The 18,345-nt window shown below is 47.0% G+C and carries 13 protein-coding genes; 12 read left to right on the top strand and 1 reads right to left on the bottom strand.

Annotation, left to right across the window (positions count from 1 at the left end; all coding sequences use genetic code 11):
• Positions 1–22: 22 nt before the first annotated feature.
• Positions 23–1,054 (bottom strand): LacI family DNA-binding transcriptional regulator, encoded by a 1,032-nt coding sequence (locus I6E38_RS09575; protein WP_235393775.1) that lies wholly within the window; start codon positions 1,052–1,054, stop codon positions 23–25.
• Between the two features lie 324 nt (positions 1,055–1,378).
• Here I6E38_RS09575 and I6E38_RS09570 point away from each other — a divergent pair, with 324 nt between their 5' ends.
• From I6E38_RS09570 to I6E38_RS09515, 12 genes are all read left to right on the top strand, one after another.
• Positions 1,379–4,462, top strand: a complete 3,084-nt coding sequence (locus I6E38_RS09570; RefSeq protein ID WP_235393774.1) for a SusC/RagA family TonB-linked outer membrane protein — start codon at positions 1,379–1,381, stop codon at positions 4,460–4,462.
• Between the two features lie 21 nt (positions 4,463–4,483).
• On the top strand, positions 4,484–6,220 hold the full coding sequence (locus I6E38_RS09565) for a RagB/SusD family nutrient uptake outer membrane protein (protein WP_235393773.1): 1,737 nt from the start codon (positions 4,484–4,486) through the stop codon (positions 6,218–6,220).
• A 34-nt stretch (positions 6,221–6,254) separates the two neighbouring features.
• Positions 6,255–7,511 (top strand): SusE domain-containing protein, encoded by a 1,257-nt coding sequence (locus I6E38_RS09560; protein WP_235393772.1) that lies wholly within the window; start codon positions 6,255–6,257, stop codon positions 7,509–7,511.
• Positions 7,512–7,533: 22 nt separating this feature from the next.
• Positions 7,534–8,928, top strand: a complete 1,395-nt coding sequence (locus I6E38_RS09555) for an Outer membrane protein SusF domain-containing protein (RefSeq protein ID WP_235393771.1) — start codon at positions 7,534–7,536, stop codon at positions 8,926–8,928.
• Positions 8,929–9,478: 550 nt separating this feature from the next.
• Positions 9,479–11,506 carry an alpha-amylase family glycosyl hydrolase gene (locus I6E38_RS09550; protein ID WP_235393770.1) on the top strand — a complete coding sequence of 676 codons (2,028 nt, stop codon included), beginning with the start codon at positions 9,479–9,481 and terminating at the stop codon, positions 11,504–11,506.
• Between the two features lie 152 nt (positions 11,507–11,658).
• The gene (gene aspS, locus I6E38_RS09545; RefSeq protein ID WP_235393769.1) at positions 11,659–13,425 is read left to right on the top strand and encodes an aspartate--tRNA ligase; all 1,767 of its coding nucleotides are present in this window, start codon (positions 11,659–11,661) and stop codon (positions 13,423–13,425) included.
• Positions 13,426–13,568: 143 nt separating this feature from the next.
• The gene (locus I6E38_RS09540; RefSeq protein ID WP_235393768.1) at positions 13,569–13,871 is read left to right on the top strand and encodes a winged helix-turn-helix domain-containing protein; all 303 of its coding nucleotides are present in this window, start codon (positions 13,569–13,571) and stop codon (positions 13,869–13,871) included.
• 118 nt (positions 13,872–13,989) lie between these two features.
• On the top strand, positions 13,990–14,352 hold the full coding sequence (locus I6E38_RS09535; RefSeq protein ID WP_235393767.1) for a hypothetical protein: 363 nt from the start codon (positions 13,990–13,992) through the stop codon (positions 14,350–14,352).
• 98 nt (positions 14,353–14,450) lie between these two features.
• Entirely contained in the window at positions 14,451–15,515 is a 1,065-nt protein-coding gene (locus tag I6E38_RS09530; protein ID WP_235393766.1) for a mannose-1-phosphate guanylyltransferase, read from the top strand.
• A 13-nt stretch (positions 15,516–15,528) separates the two neighbouring features.
• Complete coding sequence (gene serB, locus I6E38_RS09525) at positions 15,529–16,773, top strand: phosphoserine phosphatase SerB (protein ID WP_235393765.1); 1,245 nt, start codon at positions 15,529–15,531, stop codon at positions 16,771–16,773.
• 101 nt (positions 16,774–16,874) lie between these two features.
• Positions 16,875–17,267, top strand: a complete 393-nt coding sequence (locus tag I6E38_RS09520; protein WP_235393764.1) for a DUF1573 domain-containing protein — start codon at positions 16,875–16,877, stop codon at positions 17,265–17,267.
• A gap of 121 nt (positions 17,268–17,388) precedes the next feature.
• Complete coding sequence (locus tag I6E38_RS09515) at positions 17,389–18,216, top strand: EFR1 family ferrodoxin (RefSeq protein ID WP_235393763.1); 828 nt, start codon at positions 17,389–17,391, stop codon at positions 18,214–18,216.
• Positions 18,217–18,345: the final 129 nt, after the last annotated feature.

The raw sequence follows: 18,345 nt of genomic DNA, 5'->3' as shown, positions 1-18,345 counted from the left end.
CGACAGGAGCAAGCTCCTGAGTTCAACGTGTCGTGTCTCTCACCACCAGACGTGTGCGCACCACTCGCATCACCACCTCATTACGTGGCAGCGTACCTTCAACCTGACCTATAAGTATTTTGGCAGCCTCCTCGCCTACCGTCACACCACGTTGTTCCACTGTGGTGAGCATAGGGTCGCAAGCTATAGCACGGTTGCCATTGGTAAATCCACACACACTGATATCCAAGGGAACACGAAATCCCATGCGCTTGGCTGTATACAGTATGCCTATGGCTGTATCGTCGTTGATGGCAAAGAATGCATCGGGACGCTCATGGGCTGGCAATGAAAGAATCTCGGGAGTGATAGCCTCAGCCTGCATACGATTGTCGCATAATCTGACAAGAGATTCATCCACCTTCAGTCCATTCTTTACAAGTGCGTCATGATAGCCGTTGTATCGGTTATTCGACAACTCCAGATTCATAGGCGAGCCATAAAAGGCAATGCGCTTACATCCGGTTTCTATCAAATGTGAAACGGCAGAATAAGCTCCATTATAATCGTCCACTACCACTCGCGACCCATTTACGCCCGTACATATACGGTCGTAAAACACGAGAGGAACTCCATTGTCCATAAGCCGGCGGAAATGATCGTACTGCTTGGTGTCCTTGGCTAGCGACACAATGATGCCACACACCTTGTTTTTAAAGAAGTCGTCGCAGATAGCGACTTCCTTATCATATCGTTCATTGCTCTGCGCCACCATCACACGATAGCCACATGAACGGGCTTTCTCCTCAATGCCAGACAGCACTGACGCAAAATAATAATGTACAAACTCGGGAATGATGACTCCTATCACCTTAAGAGGCTGGATGCGGTTATGGCGCAATGCTTCACCAATTACGTTTGGATAGAAGTTATGCTCTTTGGCATATTCCTGGATACGCTTGCGTTGCAGCGAACTGATGCGCGGACTGTCGTTGAGCGCACGGCTCACTGTAGCTATGGAAATGCCCAATGCTCGGGCAATATCCTTCATTGTTATAGGTAAATTTTCTGACATGGTTTTCTGTTACGCTGCAAAATTAGCCATAATTTTCGAATTCAACAGTGCCATATTGCACAATAATAAAAAAACAGGGTGCAAACGTTTGCACTAAAAAAAGGACTGTTTTCCGTACAAAATGGATACAACCAAAACATAAAGACAATAAATTTGCAGGCAGAAAGACGAAAGGTCGATTACTTAAACCTCATACTCTATTAAAAAACCATTCTACCCTTAGCGAAAGTTCGATAACTGTTCACTACAAAGGCAAAATGTTTTTGATGAGATAGAATTGATTAAAAACAACATAATGTAGTAATAACTAAAAACATGCAAAAAATGAAGCAGTTGAGAATAAAATTGCCTCTGAGGACACTGGCATTGGCTGGTGGTCTTCTCCTTGCAACAAGTTCCTTTGCGCAGAACAATGCCATCAAGGGACATGTAAAAGATGCTTCGGGCGAACCTGTTATGGGCGCTACCATCACCGTTAAGGGTAAAGCAGTTGGCATTACCGACATTGACGGTAACTTCTCTATCGATGCAGCTCCTGGTACTGAACTAACATTCACCTTCTTGGGTATGTCGCCACAGACCGTAAAGGCTTCTGGCAACATGACCGTAACACTCGCAAGCGATGACAAACAACTTAACGAGGTAGTCGTCATCGGTTATGGTGTTGCCAAGAAGAACGACCTCACGGGTTCGGTGACAGCTCTCAAGCCAGATGAGAAGAACCATGGTATCATTACTTCGGCTCAGGACATGATCCAGGGTAAGATTGCCGGTGTAAACGTAAACTCAGCATCAGGTGCTCCTGGTGACGGCGCACAGATTCGTATTCGTGGTGGTGCTTCTTTGACAGCAAGCAACAACCCATTGATCGTTATCGACGGTATGCCAATGGATAACAATGACACTAAGGGTGTGAACAACCCTCTGTCTCTTGTCAATCCTAACGATATCGAGAGCTTCACTGTATTGAAGGACGCTTCGGCAACAGCCATCTATGGTTCGCGTGGTTCTAATGGTGTCATCATCATCACAACAAAGAAGGGTCGCAGCGGCCAGAAGCCACAGGTTTCTTACAATGGTACAGTCTCTGTAAGCACTATTGCCAAGAAGTTGGATGTGATGAACGCAAAAGAATATGTCGACTTCATCAAGAATTATTATGGCGAAGATTCTTCTGCCTACCAAGGATTAGGCTGGAAGGAATACAACGAGGATGGTACTCCTAACTATGCAGCAGGTACATTCGATACCGACTGGCAGGACGAAATATATCGTAATGGCATTAGCCATGAGCACAATGTCAGCCTTACTGGTGGCATCAACAAGCAGTCTTGGTCGATGCCTTATCGTGTCAGCGTGGGCTACACCGGTCAGGAAGGTATCTTGAAAGGTTCTGACTATAAGCGCATTACTGCAGGCTTCAACATCAATCCTTCTCTGTTCGACAAGCACCTCAACCTCAACATCAACGGTAAGTATTCTTACTCAAAGACTGTTCCTGGTGGAACGGATGCTGTAGGCGCAGCTATCAACATGGATCCTACTCGCCCTGTAAAGAGCAACGACGAGAAATTCAAGAACTGGGGAGGTTATTGGCAGTGGGCACTACCTACTACATCATACGACCCAACATTCCCATACAATCGCAATGATGACGCTCCTACAAACCCAGTAGAAAAGGTAGAGAACTACAACTTCTACAAGAGTGCACACGTTCTCTTGGGCAACATAGAGGCTGACTATAAGATTCATGGCTTCGAAGACCTTCACTTGCATGCCAACTTAGCCGGCGAATTCAGCAACGGTGGTGAGTACAACACCAATAATCCGCAGTCTACATACGGTTTCTATTATGGTGGCAATAGCGAAAACAAGGAGAAGAAGTATAACCTCCTGGCTACAGCATACGCTCAGTACACCAAGGATTTCAACAAGGCCAACCACTTCGACATCATGGCTGGTTATGAATATAGCCACATGAAGTATTGGGGCGACCAGTGGAGCAAGTCAATGTATCCTTCTACCTTCGAAGGTAAGAACGACGCTGGCGAGGCTCTCGCAGGAACCGTCAAGTCTTACGACACAAGCCTGTGGAAGGGTCAGACTTACCTCGTCAGCTGGTATGGTCGTGCCAACTATTCTTTGCTTGACCGTTATCTCCTTACTTTCACAGCACGTTATGATGGTTCAAGCCGCTTTGCCGACGGACACCGTTGGGGCTTCTTCCCATCAGCAGCCTTCGCATGGCGTGTTAAGGAAGAAAGCTTCTTGAGAGACGTTGATGCAGTAAGCGATTTCAAGTTCCGTCTTGGTTGGGGTAAGACTGGCCAGCAGGATACCGGTAAAGAGTACTACACCGCTACCTATGCAAAGAGTACAAGCAATCACCACCTCTATCCTATCGGTCCCGACAATACAGGTCTGCTCTATCGCCCATTGGCATACAATGACGAACTGACATGGGAGACAACCACAACATGGAACGTAGGTATCGACTATGGTATGTTCAACCAGAGATTGACCGTAAACCTTGATGCTTACTACCGCAAGACAACAGACTTGCTTAGTACAACTACCATTGCTGCAGGTCAGAACTTCGACAATGCCCTCCTTATGAATGCAGGAACATTGGAGAACAAGGGTTTTGAGGTTGCCGTTACAGGTCGTCCTATCCAGACCAAGGATTGGTTCGTAGAACTTAGCGTCAACGCTGCCTACAACAAGAACAAGATTACAGAGCTTGCAGGCGGTCGTGATTTGATGGAAGCAGGAATGAAGGTAGGTCAGGATCAGGCTATCACCTATCATAAGGTAGGAAAGCCAGCCAACTCATTCTTGGTATACCAGCAGGTATACGACCAGAACGGTCGTCCTATCATGGGCTGCTATGTAGACCGCAATGGCGATGGAACAATCGACGAGAACGACAGATACTTCTATAAGAATATCGTAGCTCCTTGGACAGGTGGTTTCAGCTTCAAGGTTTCGTACAAGAACTGGGATCTCGGTAGCAACTTCCGTGTAAGCTTAGGCAATTATCTCTACAATGGATACGCAGAAGGTGTGATAAACACTAAAGAGATTTGCAGCGCTAAGGGATATTACAAGAACACTACAAAGGATATAGCAGCTTTAGGCTGGACTTCTTACAACTATCCTCTTACCGACTACTTTGTACAGAACGGCAGCTTCTTGAAGTGCGACAACATCACATTGGGCTATAACTTCAACAACCTGTTGAAGGGTGGCAACTATAAGGGTATGTCAGGCCGTATCTACGCTTCATGCTCTAACGTATTCACTATTACAAAGTACAGCGGTATCGACCCAGAAATAAACTCAGGCAAGGACGACAGCATCTATCCACGTTGCCGCACATTCCTGCTCGGTCTGAACCTCAACTTCTAACAATAAAAAACTGATTTCGATATGAAACTCAATAAATTCAAAACAATTGCCCCTGCAGTAGCTCTTCTGCTTACAGCAAGTTTGAGCTCTTGTATGGCTGATTTGGACAAGGGAAACATCAATCCGAATGTTGACGGTACTCCAAACATTACAGGCTTGTACAGCAAGTGCTACGCAGGTCTTATCATGGAAGGCAATGACGGTAATGCCGATTTCACTATCGACGACGCTGGTAAGTCAACCCTTCTACGCAACCTGTTCAACTTCAACGAGATACCTACCGACGAAGCTATCTGCTGGTGGTCGGATGGCGGTATCGCAGATGTTGCCTACAATAAGTTCGATCCGGGTAATGCTACATTGAAGAACTTGTACTATCGTCTGATGTCAAACATCTCTTACCAGAACCACTTCTTAAGTCTCGACGCTGCCAAGGCAGAGCCAACCAAGTATGCAGAGGTGCGTGTACTTCGTGCCTATAGCTATTTCTTGATGCTCGACTTCTTTGGAGACCCGACATTCATTGACAAGATTTCAGCAGAGACACCACGTCAGGCCCACGCTTACAACGAAAAGTTTGAGGAAGGCAAGAGCTACACTCGCGCAGAGCTTCTTCAGATGGGTCGTGAGTTCTTGTTCAACTGGGTAGAAAACGAATTGCTCGCAGCTGAGCCAAACTTGTTGGAGGCTAAGCCAGAGACCGACAGCGATCCTGACTATGGCCGTATAGACAAAGGCACATGCTGGTTGCTCTTGAGCCGTTTGTACCTCAATGCTGGTACATATCTTAACAACGATGGTCAGAACAATCCTTATTGGAACAAGGCTCTCGAATATGCCGAGAAAGTTATCAACTCACCATATGCCCTCTTCGATGACAGCAAGATGTCTGCAGACGCCAAGGCCAACGGATACAAGCCATACGACTTGCTCTTCATGGGCGACAATGGCTCGAATGGCTCAAGCTGCGAGGCTCTTCTTCCTTTGTTGCAAGATGGAGAAAAGACTCATGGATACGGTGGCTCGATGTTCTTTGTTGCAGCTCTTTGGGATGCAACTATGCGTACAGTTGTAGGTAAGGATGCTGCCACTACTGCCAACACATGGTCAGGTATGCGTGTTCGTCCACAATTCGTAGAGAAGTTCTTTACCGATCCAAAAGTTGTTGTAAACAAGTCAGCTTCCGAAATCCGTGCTATGAACGTTGATGACCGTGCTATCCTTTGGGGTAAAGGCAACAGTGACGGCGATCGTACTCTGGAGATTGGTGCTAACGATAAGTTTGTCAAGGGTATTGCAACACCAAAGTGGAATAACAACTATTCTACTACTGGTAGTACTCCTCACGACAGCTATAATGTCGACATCGACTTCTTCCTCTTCCGTGTAGCTGAGGCTTACCTCAATGCAGCAGAGGCAGAGATGCACATCAATGGCGAGGGTTCGGCTAAGGCTAAGGGTTATATCGACGCTCTCCGCAATCGTGCCCATGCTGCCGTGCGTGCTTCTTACACTCTTAACGATGTTCTTGACGAGCGTTCTCGCGAGCTTTATTGCGAGGGTCAGCGCCGTACCGACTTGATTCGTTTCAATCAGTTTGGTGGAACTCAGGCTACATACAAATGGGAGCTTAAGGGTGGTAGCACTAATGGTACTACATTCGCTAAGACCAATAATCTATATCCTATCCCATCTTCAGAGATTCTTTCTAACAAGAACCTTACACAGATCGACGGATATAATGATGTTCAGAACTAAAGTATAAAAATAGAACTATAAAAGTAAACGCAATATGAAGAATAAATATATGATGGGTGCTCTGCTTTTCGGCATCATCAGCTTATTCGCATCATGTTCGGATGACAACGACTCTAACCCTACGCTTATACAGCCTACTGAGTTTACGTTGAACACTCCAGAATATGCCAATTCCACTATAGACCTGGAGCACTCCACAGGACTTGGTCTTACATGGTCACAGCCTAAGTATACAGCCGACAATGCTCCTATCAATGCGACATACGAGGTGCAGGTATCTCCAACTAACACCTTCACAGTTTCTACTGATGAAGCTGCAGCAGACGAGAGTGGCGAAAAGGTTCCAGACTACGCTATTCTTAGCAACACTACACAGAAATGTGACATCTCTGCCTCTGCCGAAGAAATGGACAAGGCATTGGTAAAGATACTTAAATGGACAGAAGAGAATGTTCCTGCCGAGCAGGAGATGTACGTTCGTGTTAACGCTTACATCCTTGAGGGCACAAGCCATCTGAACCCTATCGCTTCAAACTCAGTAAAGCTCAACGTAAAGCCTTACTATATTGAACTGAAGGATGCTGTTCCAACAATGTGGTATCTTGTAGGTAACATGTTCGGCGCTAAGTGGGCTGGCAACAAGAGCATCGGAGAAGACGCACTTCCGATGTTCCTCAAGCCTAACTTCTCTTACGACAAGAAGACTGGTGTTGGTGAGATTGAATACACCAACTACTTCCTTACCGGCGATTACAACGACAAGGCCGAGGTCGATGGAGCTGGCTTCAAGATTATGCCTTCAAGCTTCAACTGGGATTACAGTATGAACGCCGATGGCGCTACAAAGGGTACAATCGTCAACCGTAACGGTGGTAGCGACGGTGGTCACATCGTAGCTCAGGAAGCCGGTTACTACACCATCACTCTCAACACAGCTGACAATACAGCCAAGATGGTGAAGTATGAAGGTGCAGTGAAGGATTATGGCACTATCCAGATTACTGGTTCATTCAACGATTGGGTAGACACTCCAATGCTTCCTTACAACACTGAGGGCGTTGAGAATCACGCTTGGTACTACGTAATGACAGTTCCTGCTGGCGACCCGATTCAGTTCAAGTTCAAGATTGAAGGTTCTTGGGATACAAACTGGGGCTATGGTGCAGAAGATGGCGCTATCAACATGTACGGAAAGTGTGATGCAGGTGGCAAGAACATCGGCTTGGCAGAAGGCAAGTATGTCATCTCATTCAACGATATCACAGGTTCGTTCAGCATCGTTAAATTGTAAATCACTTTAAGCAAAGACAATTATGATCAAGAAAATATTATTGGGAATGACCCTGCTGATGTCTATGGTGTCTTGCACCGAGGACTTCACCGATTGGGGTAAACCACAGACCAATCCACAGGAGGATGCCGTAACATTCGGCAATGGTAGCGTAGCTCCAGTTGATGTCATCAACTTGGCTGACGTTAATACAGAGAAGGTAAAAGTGGCGAGCATTGTTGCTCCCACTTCTTCCAACGCTGCTTATACACCTAATTATAAGATTAACTTCGACGGTCAGTCATTCGACATTGATGCTGATGGCAACATGGCAACAGCCGAATTGACAAGCTATATCGTAGATAAGTATGGCAAGCGTCCTACAGAGCGCGACATTGATGCTACTCTTGACGCATGGGTAAGCAATGGCTCAACAGCCGTGAAGATGGCTACATCTGCAACATTCCAGGTTAAGGCCATTCCTGAGGCTCCGGTTATTGAAGAGGGTTACTACCTCGTTGGTGATATGTTTACTACAGAAGACGTAAATGGTTGGACGAAAGAAGTCGCAAAGGCATTCAAGCACAGCGACAAGGACGTGTATGAGGATCCTATCTTCACCGTAAGCTTCGAGACAACAAAGGCTGACCAGTACTGGAAAATTATTCCTAAGAAGAACATCGACTCTGGCGACCTTTGGGCTGCCGGCGTAGTAGGCCCTAAGGTTGACGGCGACGACAGCATGACAGGTTTGTTGACTAACACCGAAGCCAAGGCTGGTAAGATTGCCAAGGCTGGTAAGTATAAGCTCACTATCAACATGATGGACTACTCTTATACCTTAGAGGAGGTTAATTACGATCCATTCATTTACTTCATCGGCGCAACTGACGGCTGGAAAAACGCTGAGCAGAAGCTTGCTCTCGTAGACGATGCAAAGGGAGTATACACTGGTTACCTTTATTGTGCCGACCCTAACGGTTGGGGCAATCAGTTCAAGTTCCAGCGTGTAGCCGGTAGTTGGGATAATGAGATAAATTCTGGTGCATTCAGCACATTCTCTGGTGCAGCAACCAGCGAAGGTGGAAACATCGGCGTTAACGCAGGAGAAGGTGTATACTACTTCGATGTAAATCTTTCAGAAGGCACTATCACAGCCACTAAGGTTGAGACCATGGGCATCATCGGTGGCTTCAACAATTGGGCTGGCGACGCAGCCATGACTTGGAATGCTGAAGAGTATTGCTTTGAGGCAACAAATGTAGGTGTTACAGCTGATGGTTGGAAGTTCCGCGTAAATGGTGGTTGGGACATCAACCTCGGTGGAAGCCTCAACAACCTGACAGCAGGTGGCAGCGACCTTAAGGTTGCTGGCAACACAGTTAAGTTGTATCCTACAAGAAAGACTTCTGAGAATATCTACTGCACAGTGAAATAAGTAACTTCACCAGAATAAACACAGTATAATCAATAGGCGACTCTCAATCTGTGAGAGTCGCCTATTTTGTTGAAAAATGCAAACGATTACACATTTTATATGCACGTTTACACATTATATATATATACCAATAATAGAATTATTTGTAAATTTGGAGAGAATTATACAACTGTACTTTCAAAATCATATATAACTACTAACGCAAAGGTTAATTAAGGTTTTACACGTTTTAATTTGGATTGTATGAGACTGCTCACTATGTGTGAGTGGTCTCTTTTGTTATCAGGCGCTGATATGCAAACGTTTGCACATTTCATTTGCACGTTTGCACATAAATTATATACACCTATAATGGAATTTGAAGTAACTTTGAAGCATAAAAATAAAAGGTTCATTTAGTTGCGTGATGCAAGTAGTTGTAACCAAATAAGCAGTCATTTTATTATGTTGAAAAGTAGTAGTAAGTAATAGTAAATAGTTAGTAGTAGTAGTAAATAGTTAGTAGTAGTGATAAACCAATTAAACAAAAAGTAACTAAAAACAGAATAAGATGAAGAAGATTTACACGACCCTCGTTGCCCTTATGGCAACACTAAGCATGCAGGCACAAGGTTGGCCAGCCAACTACGACGGTGTGATGCTGCAAGGATTCTATTGGGATTCATATCGTGCATCGAAGTGGTGCAATCTGGAAGCCCAAGCCGATGATCTTGCGCCATACTTCAGTCTGGTATGGATTCCACAAAGTGCCAACTGCAGCAGCGGACGCTCTATGGGATATGACGACCTGTACTGGTTTAGCAATTACAACAGTTCGTTTGGCAATGAAGCCGAACTGCGCTCGATGATAAAGACCTTCAAGAGCAAAGGAATAGGCACCATTGCCGACGTAGTAATCAACCACCGCAATACACAGACAAGCTGGACCGACTTCCCCGTAGAGACATATAGGGGCTTAACCTACAAGATGAATTCTACCGACATCTGCAGTGATGATGACAAAGGAGGAACTTTGACATGGGCTAACAAACAGACACCAAAGGTTAGCCTCAGCAGCAATAAAGATACGGGCGACGGCTGGGACGGCATGCGCGACCTTGACCACAACAGCTCTAACGTGCAGAATGTTGTAAAAGCATATCTCGACATGCTGCTCAACGACTTCGGCTATGCCGGATTCCGCTACGACATGGTGAAGGGTTACGCAGGCAAGTTCACCGGCATATACAACACTGCTGCCAAGCCTGGCTACTCGGTGGGTGAATACTGGGACGGTGACGTATCGAAAGTCACAGCATGGATCAACGCCACAAAGGTGAACGGCACACCAACATCAGCCGCTTTCGACTTCCCCGTACGTTACGCCGTACGCGACCTCATCGCCAATAATTGGGGCAGCAAGGCAAAGGACGGACTCATCAGCAATACCTCTTATCGCCAATATGCGGTAACCTTCGTTGAAAACCACGACACCGAATATCGCTCAAGCGATAAACAGCAAGACCCGATACGCAAGGACACCATTGCTGCCAATGCCTACATACTGGCTTCATGCGGCACACCATGCGTGTTCTACAAACACTGGCAAGCCTACCCTACCGACATCAAGAAGATGATTAACGCCCGCCACATTGCCGGCATTACCAACACCAGCAACACCACATTCAACGTGAGGATGGGCGCAAACTACAACGTTCTGAAGACCGAAGGTTCACACGGAACACTGTATGCCGCAATGGGAGCCAACGCCAACAAATACACCGCACCTTCAGGATTCACCGAAATACTGCGTGGCTATCACTACCGCTACCTGCTCAGCAACAGCAGCAACGTGGCATGGATTGACCTGCCATCGGGACATTATGACGATGTACAGAAGGCTCGCCTTACAGCCGTAAGCGACAAGCAAGGCGCACAACTTGTCTACACCACCGACGGAACCGAACCAACTGCACAAAGCCGTAAGGCAGCAAGCGGAACGGAAATAGAAATACCAATGGGCACAACAACACTCAAAGTGGGACTGCTCACAGGCTCAACTGTATCGGCTGTAGCAACACGCACATACGAAATTTCAAAGCCTGAAGCATTCACTCCGTACAACATCACAGTATACGTAAATGTTGACAATGTTGGATGGAAAAGCGTGAACTTTTGGGCATGGGAAGACATGTCGGGCGAAAACTTCACGACAACGGGCAAATGGCCTGGCGACGCTGTAACCGCTACAAAAACAATAGATGGCAAGAAGTGGTACTACAAGACCTACCGCATAGCCAAACGCGACAATATGATATCGTTCGTTTTCAATACAAACTCAGGCAATACACAGACCATCAACGTATACGACCTGAAAAAAGATACATACATTGAAATTTCGAATGAAAAAGACAGCCAAAAACATTATACCATAAAAGATGTAACAGACCAAATGTCTACCGGTATCAATATCCAGACTGTCCACAAGCAGAATCTCTCAACTATCTGGTACGATATGCAAGGCCGACGCTACAACCATCGCCCCACACAACCTGGCATATATATCAATGGCGGAAAGAAGATAATGATAAGAAGATAGACTCTTTTCATTACAAAATAGACGTTAGAAAACGCGCTGAAAGGAAATAGAGACTAAAATTATGCTATAAATTTGGTGGTTCGGAATAAACGCTATAACTTTGCGTGGTATTAGCGCATATTATCGGAATAAATAAATACACTATAATATATATGTATAGAACAAACACTTGTGGAGAGCTGCGTCTCTCCGATGCCGGCAAGACCGTAACGCTTGCCGGATGGGTACAGCGCGTTAGAAAGATGGGCGGTATGGCATTTGTTGACCTGCGCGACCGCTACGGCATCACACAGCTTGTCTTCAACGACTCTGACGACTGCGAGCTTTGCGCACGTGCAGGCAAACTCGGACGCGAATACTGCATTCAGGTGACTGGCGTTGTGAACGAGCGCGAAAGCAAGAACGCCAACCTTCCTACCGGCGACATCGAAATCATCGCCACTGAGTTGAACATCCTTTCGGAGAGCGCAACACCTCCGTTCACCATCGAGGACAACACCGACGGCGGCGATGATATCCGCATGAAGTATCGCTACCTCGACTTGCGTCGTCCTACAGTACGCAAGAACATGGAGCTGCGCCACCGCATGACTATCCTTATACGCAACTTCCTCGATGCTCAGAACTTCATCGAGGTTGAGACTCCTATCCTTATCGGTTCTACACCTGAGGGTGCGCGCGACTTCGTTGTGCCTTCGCGCATGAACCCGGGTCAGTTCTACGCTCTGCCACAGAGCCCGCAGACACTGAAGCAGCTGCTCATGGTGAGCGGATTCGACCGCTACTTCCAGATAGCCAAGTGCTTCCGTGACGAGGACCTTCGTGCCGACCGTCAGCCTGAGTTCACACAGATTGACTGCGAAATGTCGTTTGTCGACCAGGACGACGTAATCAACCTCTTTGAGGACATGGCACGCCATCTGTTCAAGGAGATTCGTGGCGTAGAGCTGCCAGCCAAGCTCCAACAGATGACATGGCACGAGGCAATGCGCCGTTTCGGTAGCGACAAGCCCGACTTGCGCTTCGGCATGGAGTTTGTAGAGCTCATGGACGACCTCAAGGGCACCGGCACATTCTCTGTATTCAACGATGCTGCATATATCGGCGGTATATGCGTACCAGGTTGCGCCAACTACACACGCAAGCAGCTCGACCAGATTACCGACTTCGTAAAGCGTCCGCAGGTAGGCGCCAAGGGACTCGTGTACATCAAGTTCAACGAGGACGGCACCGTGAAGTCATCGGTCGACAAGTTCTACTCGCCCGAAGTACTTGCCAAGGTGAAGCAGACGACAGGCGCCAAGGACGGCGACCTCGTACTCATCCTCTCTGGCGACAACGCCAACAAGACACGCGTTCAGCTCTGCACACTTCGTCTGGAAATGGGCGACCGTCTCGGACTGCGCGACAAGAACAAGTTCGAGTGTCTGTGGATTGTCGACTTCCCACTGTTCGAGTGGAGCGACGAGGAGCAGCGCCTTATGGCTACACACCACCCGTTCACTATGCCTAACCCCGACGACATACCATTGCTCGACTCACATCCTGAGCAGGTACGCGCCAAGGCTTACGACTTCGTATGCAACGGCATTGAGGTTGGTGGCGGAAGCTTGCGTATCCACGACAGCAAACTGCAGGAGAAGATGTTCGGCATTCTCGGTTTCACCGAGGAGCGTGCTATGGCACAGTTCGGATTCCTCATCAACGCCTTCAAGTACGGAGCACCTCCTCACGCAGGTCTTGCTTTCGGACTCGACCGCTTCGTTTCGATCATGGCAGGACTTGACTCAATACGCGACTGCATAGCATTCCCGAAGAACAACAGCGGACGCGACGTTATGCTCGACGCACCGTCTGTAATCGACCAGAAACAGCTTGATGAGTTGCAACTCAAAGTTGACCTACGTCAAGAAAATTAAACAAATATAATGAAAAGCTCGCTTCGGCGGGCTTTTTTCATATATTTGTTATCCTTTTGAAAAAATATTTGACTAATTTTGTAAACGAATAAAAAGACAAACGCTAACGAGAAGCGTTATATTAATGTTATTTACACAAAATTATGGCAGAAAAGAAAGCAACAGAAAAGAAAACAAATGCAGCCAAGAAAACTACTGCAGTTAAGGCAACCACTACTAAGCGTGCAACCTGCAAGAAGGCTGTAGAGGTAGCAGTAAGCGCAGAAAACGCAGGTTTCCGTGCCGGTGACGTTTACCAGGCATTGGCAGCTGCAGGTAAGGCTATGAGCGTAGCTGAGATAGCTAAGGCCGCAAAGATTTCTACTGAGGAAGTTTACCTCGGTACAGGATGGCTCTTGAAAGAGGGCAAGGTAAAGAATGAGGACAATCTCGTTACTTTGGCCTAATGTAAAATAGAATATCCGTTTCTATCTTATAAGAAAGATAGCTGCATGCATATCGTATGTATGATATGTGTGCAGCTTTCTTTTTGTCAGTTTGTATAGGCGAAACTTTCCTAATGATATGCGCGAATCCAACAAATACGCTAACGATATAATCAGCGTGCTGTGCGAAGCCGGTGACAACGGACTGCCCGTGCGCAAGATAGCATTGCATGTATACAATACGTGCAACACACTGTTCACGCCCGTACTTATTGACGACATTTACAATAGTGTACGCCAATGGCTCAATGCCAATTCACAGTCGTGCGACTCGCTCGTGCGCCGTTGCGACAAGCGCGGATATTACAAAATCAACACATCGTCGCAAGCAGCGCAGCAACTTATGCTCGAGTTTAGTGACGACAACTACGAACCTTCACTACAAGAAGAACCCCAGAATATAGAACCGGAAATGGGATTTTTGTTCGACGACATGCTATAAAAGCAAATAAAAACACAGTTTTCTGAAAACCATAGCCTAAAAAGTTTCTGATGTAGCCAATTTTTCCTATCTTTGCAAGATAAACAACAAACTTTTTTATGGCTCGAGTAAGTAATCATCTTGTTATTATGGCAGGTGGCGTAGGCAGCAGATTCTGGCCTATGAGCACAGCCGACCGCCCGAAGCAGTTTATCGACATCCTTGGTGTCGGTCGCTCGCTTCTGCAACTTACATACGACAGGTTCAAAGGCATCTGCCCGCCCGAGAACGTGTGGATAGTGACAAATAAGAAGTATGCCGATGTCGTTCGCGAGCAACTGCCCGAAGTGAAGGCAGAAAACATATTGCTTGAGCCATGCCGACGCAACACAGCCCCGTGCATAGCCTACGTAAGCTGGCGCATAAAGTCGCAAGACCCTAAGGCAAATGTGGTGATAACACCCAGCGACCATATCGTGACCGACAACGAAGAATTCAGACGTATCATACGCCTATGTATGAACTTCACGTCCGAAACCGACGCCATCGTGACGCTCGGCATGACTCCTACACGTCCCGAGACGGGCTACGGATATATCCAGGCAGACCTCTCGACAGCATCACCACGCAACAAGGAAATATACCGTATCGACTCGTTCCGCGAGAAGCCCGACTACGAAACAGCCAAGGAATACATATCACATAAGAACTATTTCTGGAATGCCGGCATCTTCGTATGGAGCGTGTCGACAATAGTCAACGCCTTCCGCGTGTACAGCCCTACTATAAGTAAGGTGTTTGAGGGTATGCTCGACATATACGGCACACCCGAAGAGCAGCCCACTATCGACAACCGCTATCCCGAATGCGAGAACATATCGGTAGACTACGCCATAATGGAGAAAGCCGAAGAGATATTCGTATGTCCGGCAAACTTCGGATGGAGCGACCTCGGAACATGGACTTCGCTCATGGAACAGACCCACAAGGACCTCTACGGCAACGCTCTTATAGGCGAGAACATACACATGATAGACTCGCACAACTGCATAGTACACACCACCGAGGAGAAGAAAGTGGTGGTGCAGGGACTCGACGGCTACATCGTAGCCGAAAAAGACAACCAGCTGATTGTGTGCAAACTGTCGGAAGAACAGCGCATACGACTGTTTGCCGAAGAATAACCCAAGAGAATAAATGGAAACAAACAACACCAAAGAAGAACAAATACTAATCAGAATAACGGGCAACGACCGCCCCGGTCTGACCACATCCATAATGGAAATCCTTGCCAGCAAGGATGCCAAGATATTGGACATAGGCCAGGCTGACATCCACTCTACACTGTCGCTGGGCATACTCATACGCATTGACGAGAATGCTTCGGGTCAGGTAATGAAGGAACTGCTGTTCAAAGCCACCGAATTGGGAGTGAACATCGGATTCGCACCCGTCACCGACGACGAATACGAGAACTGGGTAAACGGCCAGGGCAAGAACCGATTCATACTCACGCTCATAGGCCGTTCGCTTTCGGCAAAGCAGATTGAAGCTGCCACAAGAGTCATCACAAATCAGGGACTCAACATCGACTCAATACTGCGACTCACCGGACGCATGAGCATAAAGCACCCGGAACGCAACGTGCGTGCCTGCATCGAGTTCTCACTGCGCGGCACACCTACCGACCGTGCTGCCATGCAGGAGGAACTGATGCACATATCGTCGGAAATGGAGATAGACTTCTCATTCCAACGTGACGACATGTATCGCCGCATGCGCCGACTCATCTGCTTCGATATGGACTCTACACTCATCCAGACCGAGTGCATCGACGAACTTGCCGAGCGCGCAGGTGTAGGCGCTGAGGTGAAGGCAATCACCGAGAGCGCCATGCGTGGCGAGATAGATTTCAAGGAGAGCTTTACACGTCGCGTGGCACTACTGAAAGGTTTGGACTCAAGCGTGTTTGAAGACATAGCCGTCAACATGCCTATCACAGAGGGTGTAGACCGTCTGATGGCTGTGCTCAAGCGTTGCGGCTACAAGATAGCCATCCTCAGCGGTGGATTCACTTATTTCGGCGAATTCCTGCAGCGCAAGTACGGCATCGACTACGTCTATGCCAATGAGCTGGAGATAGACGACAACGGCAAGCTCACCGGACGCTACGTTGGCGAGATAGTAGACGGACACCGCAAGGCCGAACTGCTCAAACTCATAGCCCAGGTGGAGAAGGTAAATCTGGCACAGACCATTGCCGTAGGCGACGGAGCCAACGACTTGCCAATGCTGGGTGAAGCAGGTCTGGGCATAGCATTCCATGCAAAGCCCCGCGTTGTGGCAAATGCCAAGCAGAGCATCAACACCATCGGCATCGACGGCGTACTCTACTTCCTCGGATTCAAGGACAGCTATCTCGGCGAACAGGGTAGATTTTAATATAATAATTGCAAAAAAATGCCCATTTTGTGCCCAAGACATAAATCTTTTTGTAATTTTGCAGAGTTATAACATTAACAATAAAAAAATTGGAAAATAATATGAAGAGATTTTTTATAGTGTTTGCCATGCTCATCGCATGCGTCAGCATGACAATGGCACAAGAGAAACAGGCTTCAATCAGATTTGAGAAGATAAACTATAACTTCGGAAAATTCTCAGAGAAAGAACCTGTACAGAAGTGCGTGTTCACATTCGTCAACCAAGGCACAGCACCGCTGGTAATCAATCAGGCCATTGCAAGCTGCGGATGCACAATCCCCTCATTCACCAAGACTCCTATCAAGCCAGGCGAGAAGGGTGAGATAAAGGTGACATACAACGGTCGAGGCACATTCCCGGGACATTTCAAAAAGACCATTACAGTCAGATCAAACGGCGTAACCGAGCTTACACGTCTGTACATCGAAGGCGTAATGGAAGAAGCAAAATAAAAAGCACATTCTAAAGACGGTCTCACAGATAGACCGAAACCAATATAAAGGCAGGGTACGCACAAGACAACAGCGCACCCTGCCTTTTTGTTTCATACACAATCCTTATCACTGCAAGCTTATGGTTTTCTACTTTTCATGCACAGGCAACACCCGCTGGGCAGCCAAAAGAATAAAATACTTCACAGGCGACAACATTGTCGACATTGCAGCCGAATGCAAAAAGCATGGTGGTAGCGATAAAATCCACGAATATACACTTGATTCGGATGAACCAATCGGATTCCTATTTCCCATACATGGATGGCGACCGCCACTCATGGTAAGGGAGTTTATATCCAAACTACGCATAACCAACGCCCAAGGACGCTACTGCTACATTATCTGCACAGCCGGTGACACCGTAGGCGAAGCAGTAGACATATTCCAGAAAGACCTGGCTGCCATAGGACTGAAGGCCGACAGCGCCATATCACTGATTATGCCCGAATCGTACATAGGTCTGCCATTTATGAATCTCGACAACGAGTCAAGTGAGATACATAAAAAAATGCAAGCCCACCGCATACTCACACAATTCATAGACAGCATACTTGACAAACAACGTGGTATTTTCAACATAACTAAAGGACGCTGGCCACGCATCAACAGCCGACTCTTAGGTCACGCCTTTGTCAATTGGATTATAGGCGACAGCAAGTTTCGTGTCGACCCGGACAGATGCATACATTGCGGCAAGTGCGCAAAGGTATGCCCCACAAGCGACATTGAATGCCAAAATGGAGAAACACCCGTATGGAAACACAACGGCAAATGCCTGTCGTGTTTCGCATGCTATCACCACTGCCCTACTCGCGCTATAGAATACGGCAGTCGCACTAAAGGTAAGGGACAATACTATTACGAACACTATGAACACTATGAGCACTCTGTCTACAATGCTAAATAACAAATAAAGCAGACAGACAAAAAAGAAGACAAAAACACAGTAAAATACAAACAAAAAAAGAGGGTGTGTCATAATTGACTATGGTCATTTATGGTGCACCCTCCTTTTGTATATCGTTTAGCGAGAGCA

It is taken from the genome of Leyella stercorea, from assembly GCF_021531355.1.
Taxonomy (GTDB): domain Bacteria; phylum Bacteroidota; class Bacteroidia; order Bacteroidales; family Bacteroidaceae; genus Prevotella.
Note: the sequence above shows the minus strand (reverse complement) of the source record. Positions and strands in the feature narration are given on the sequence as shown.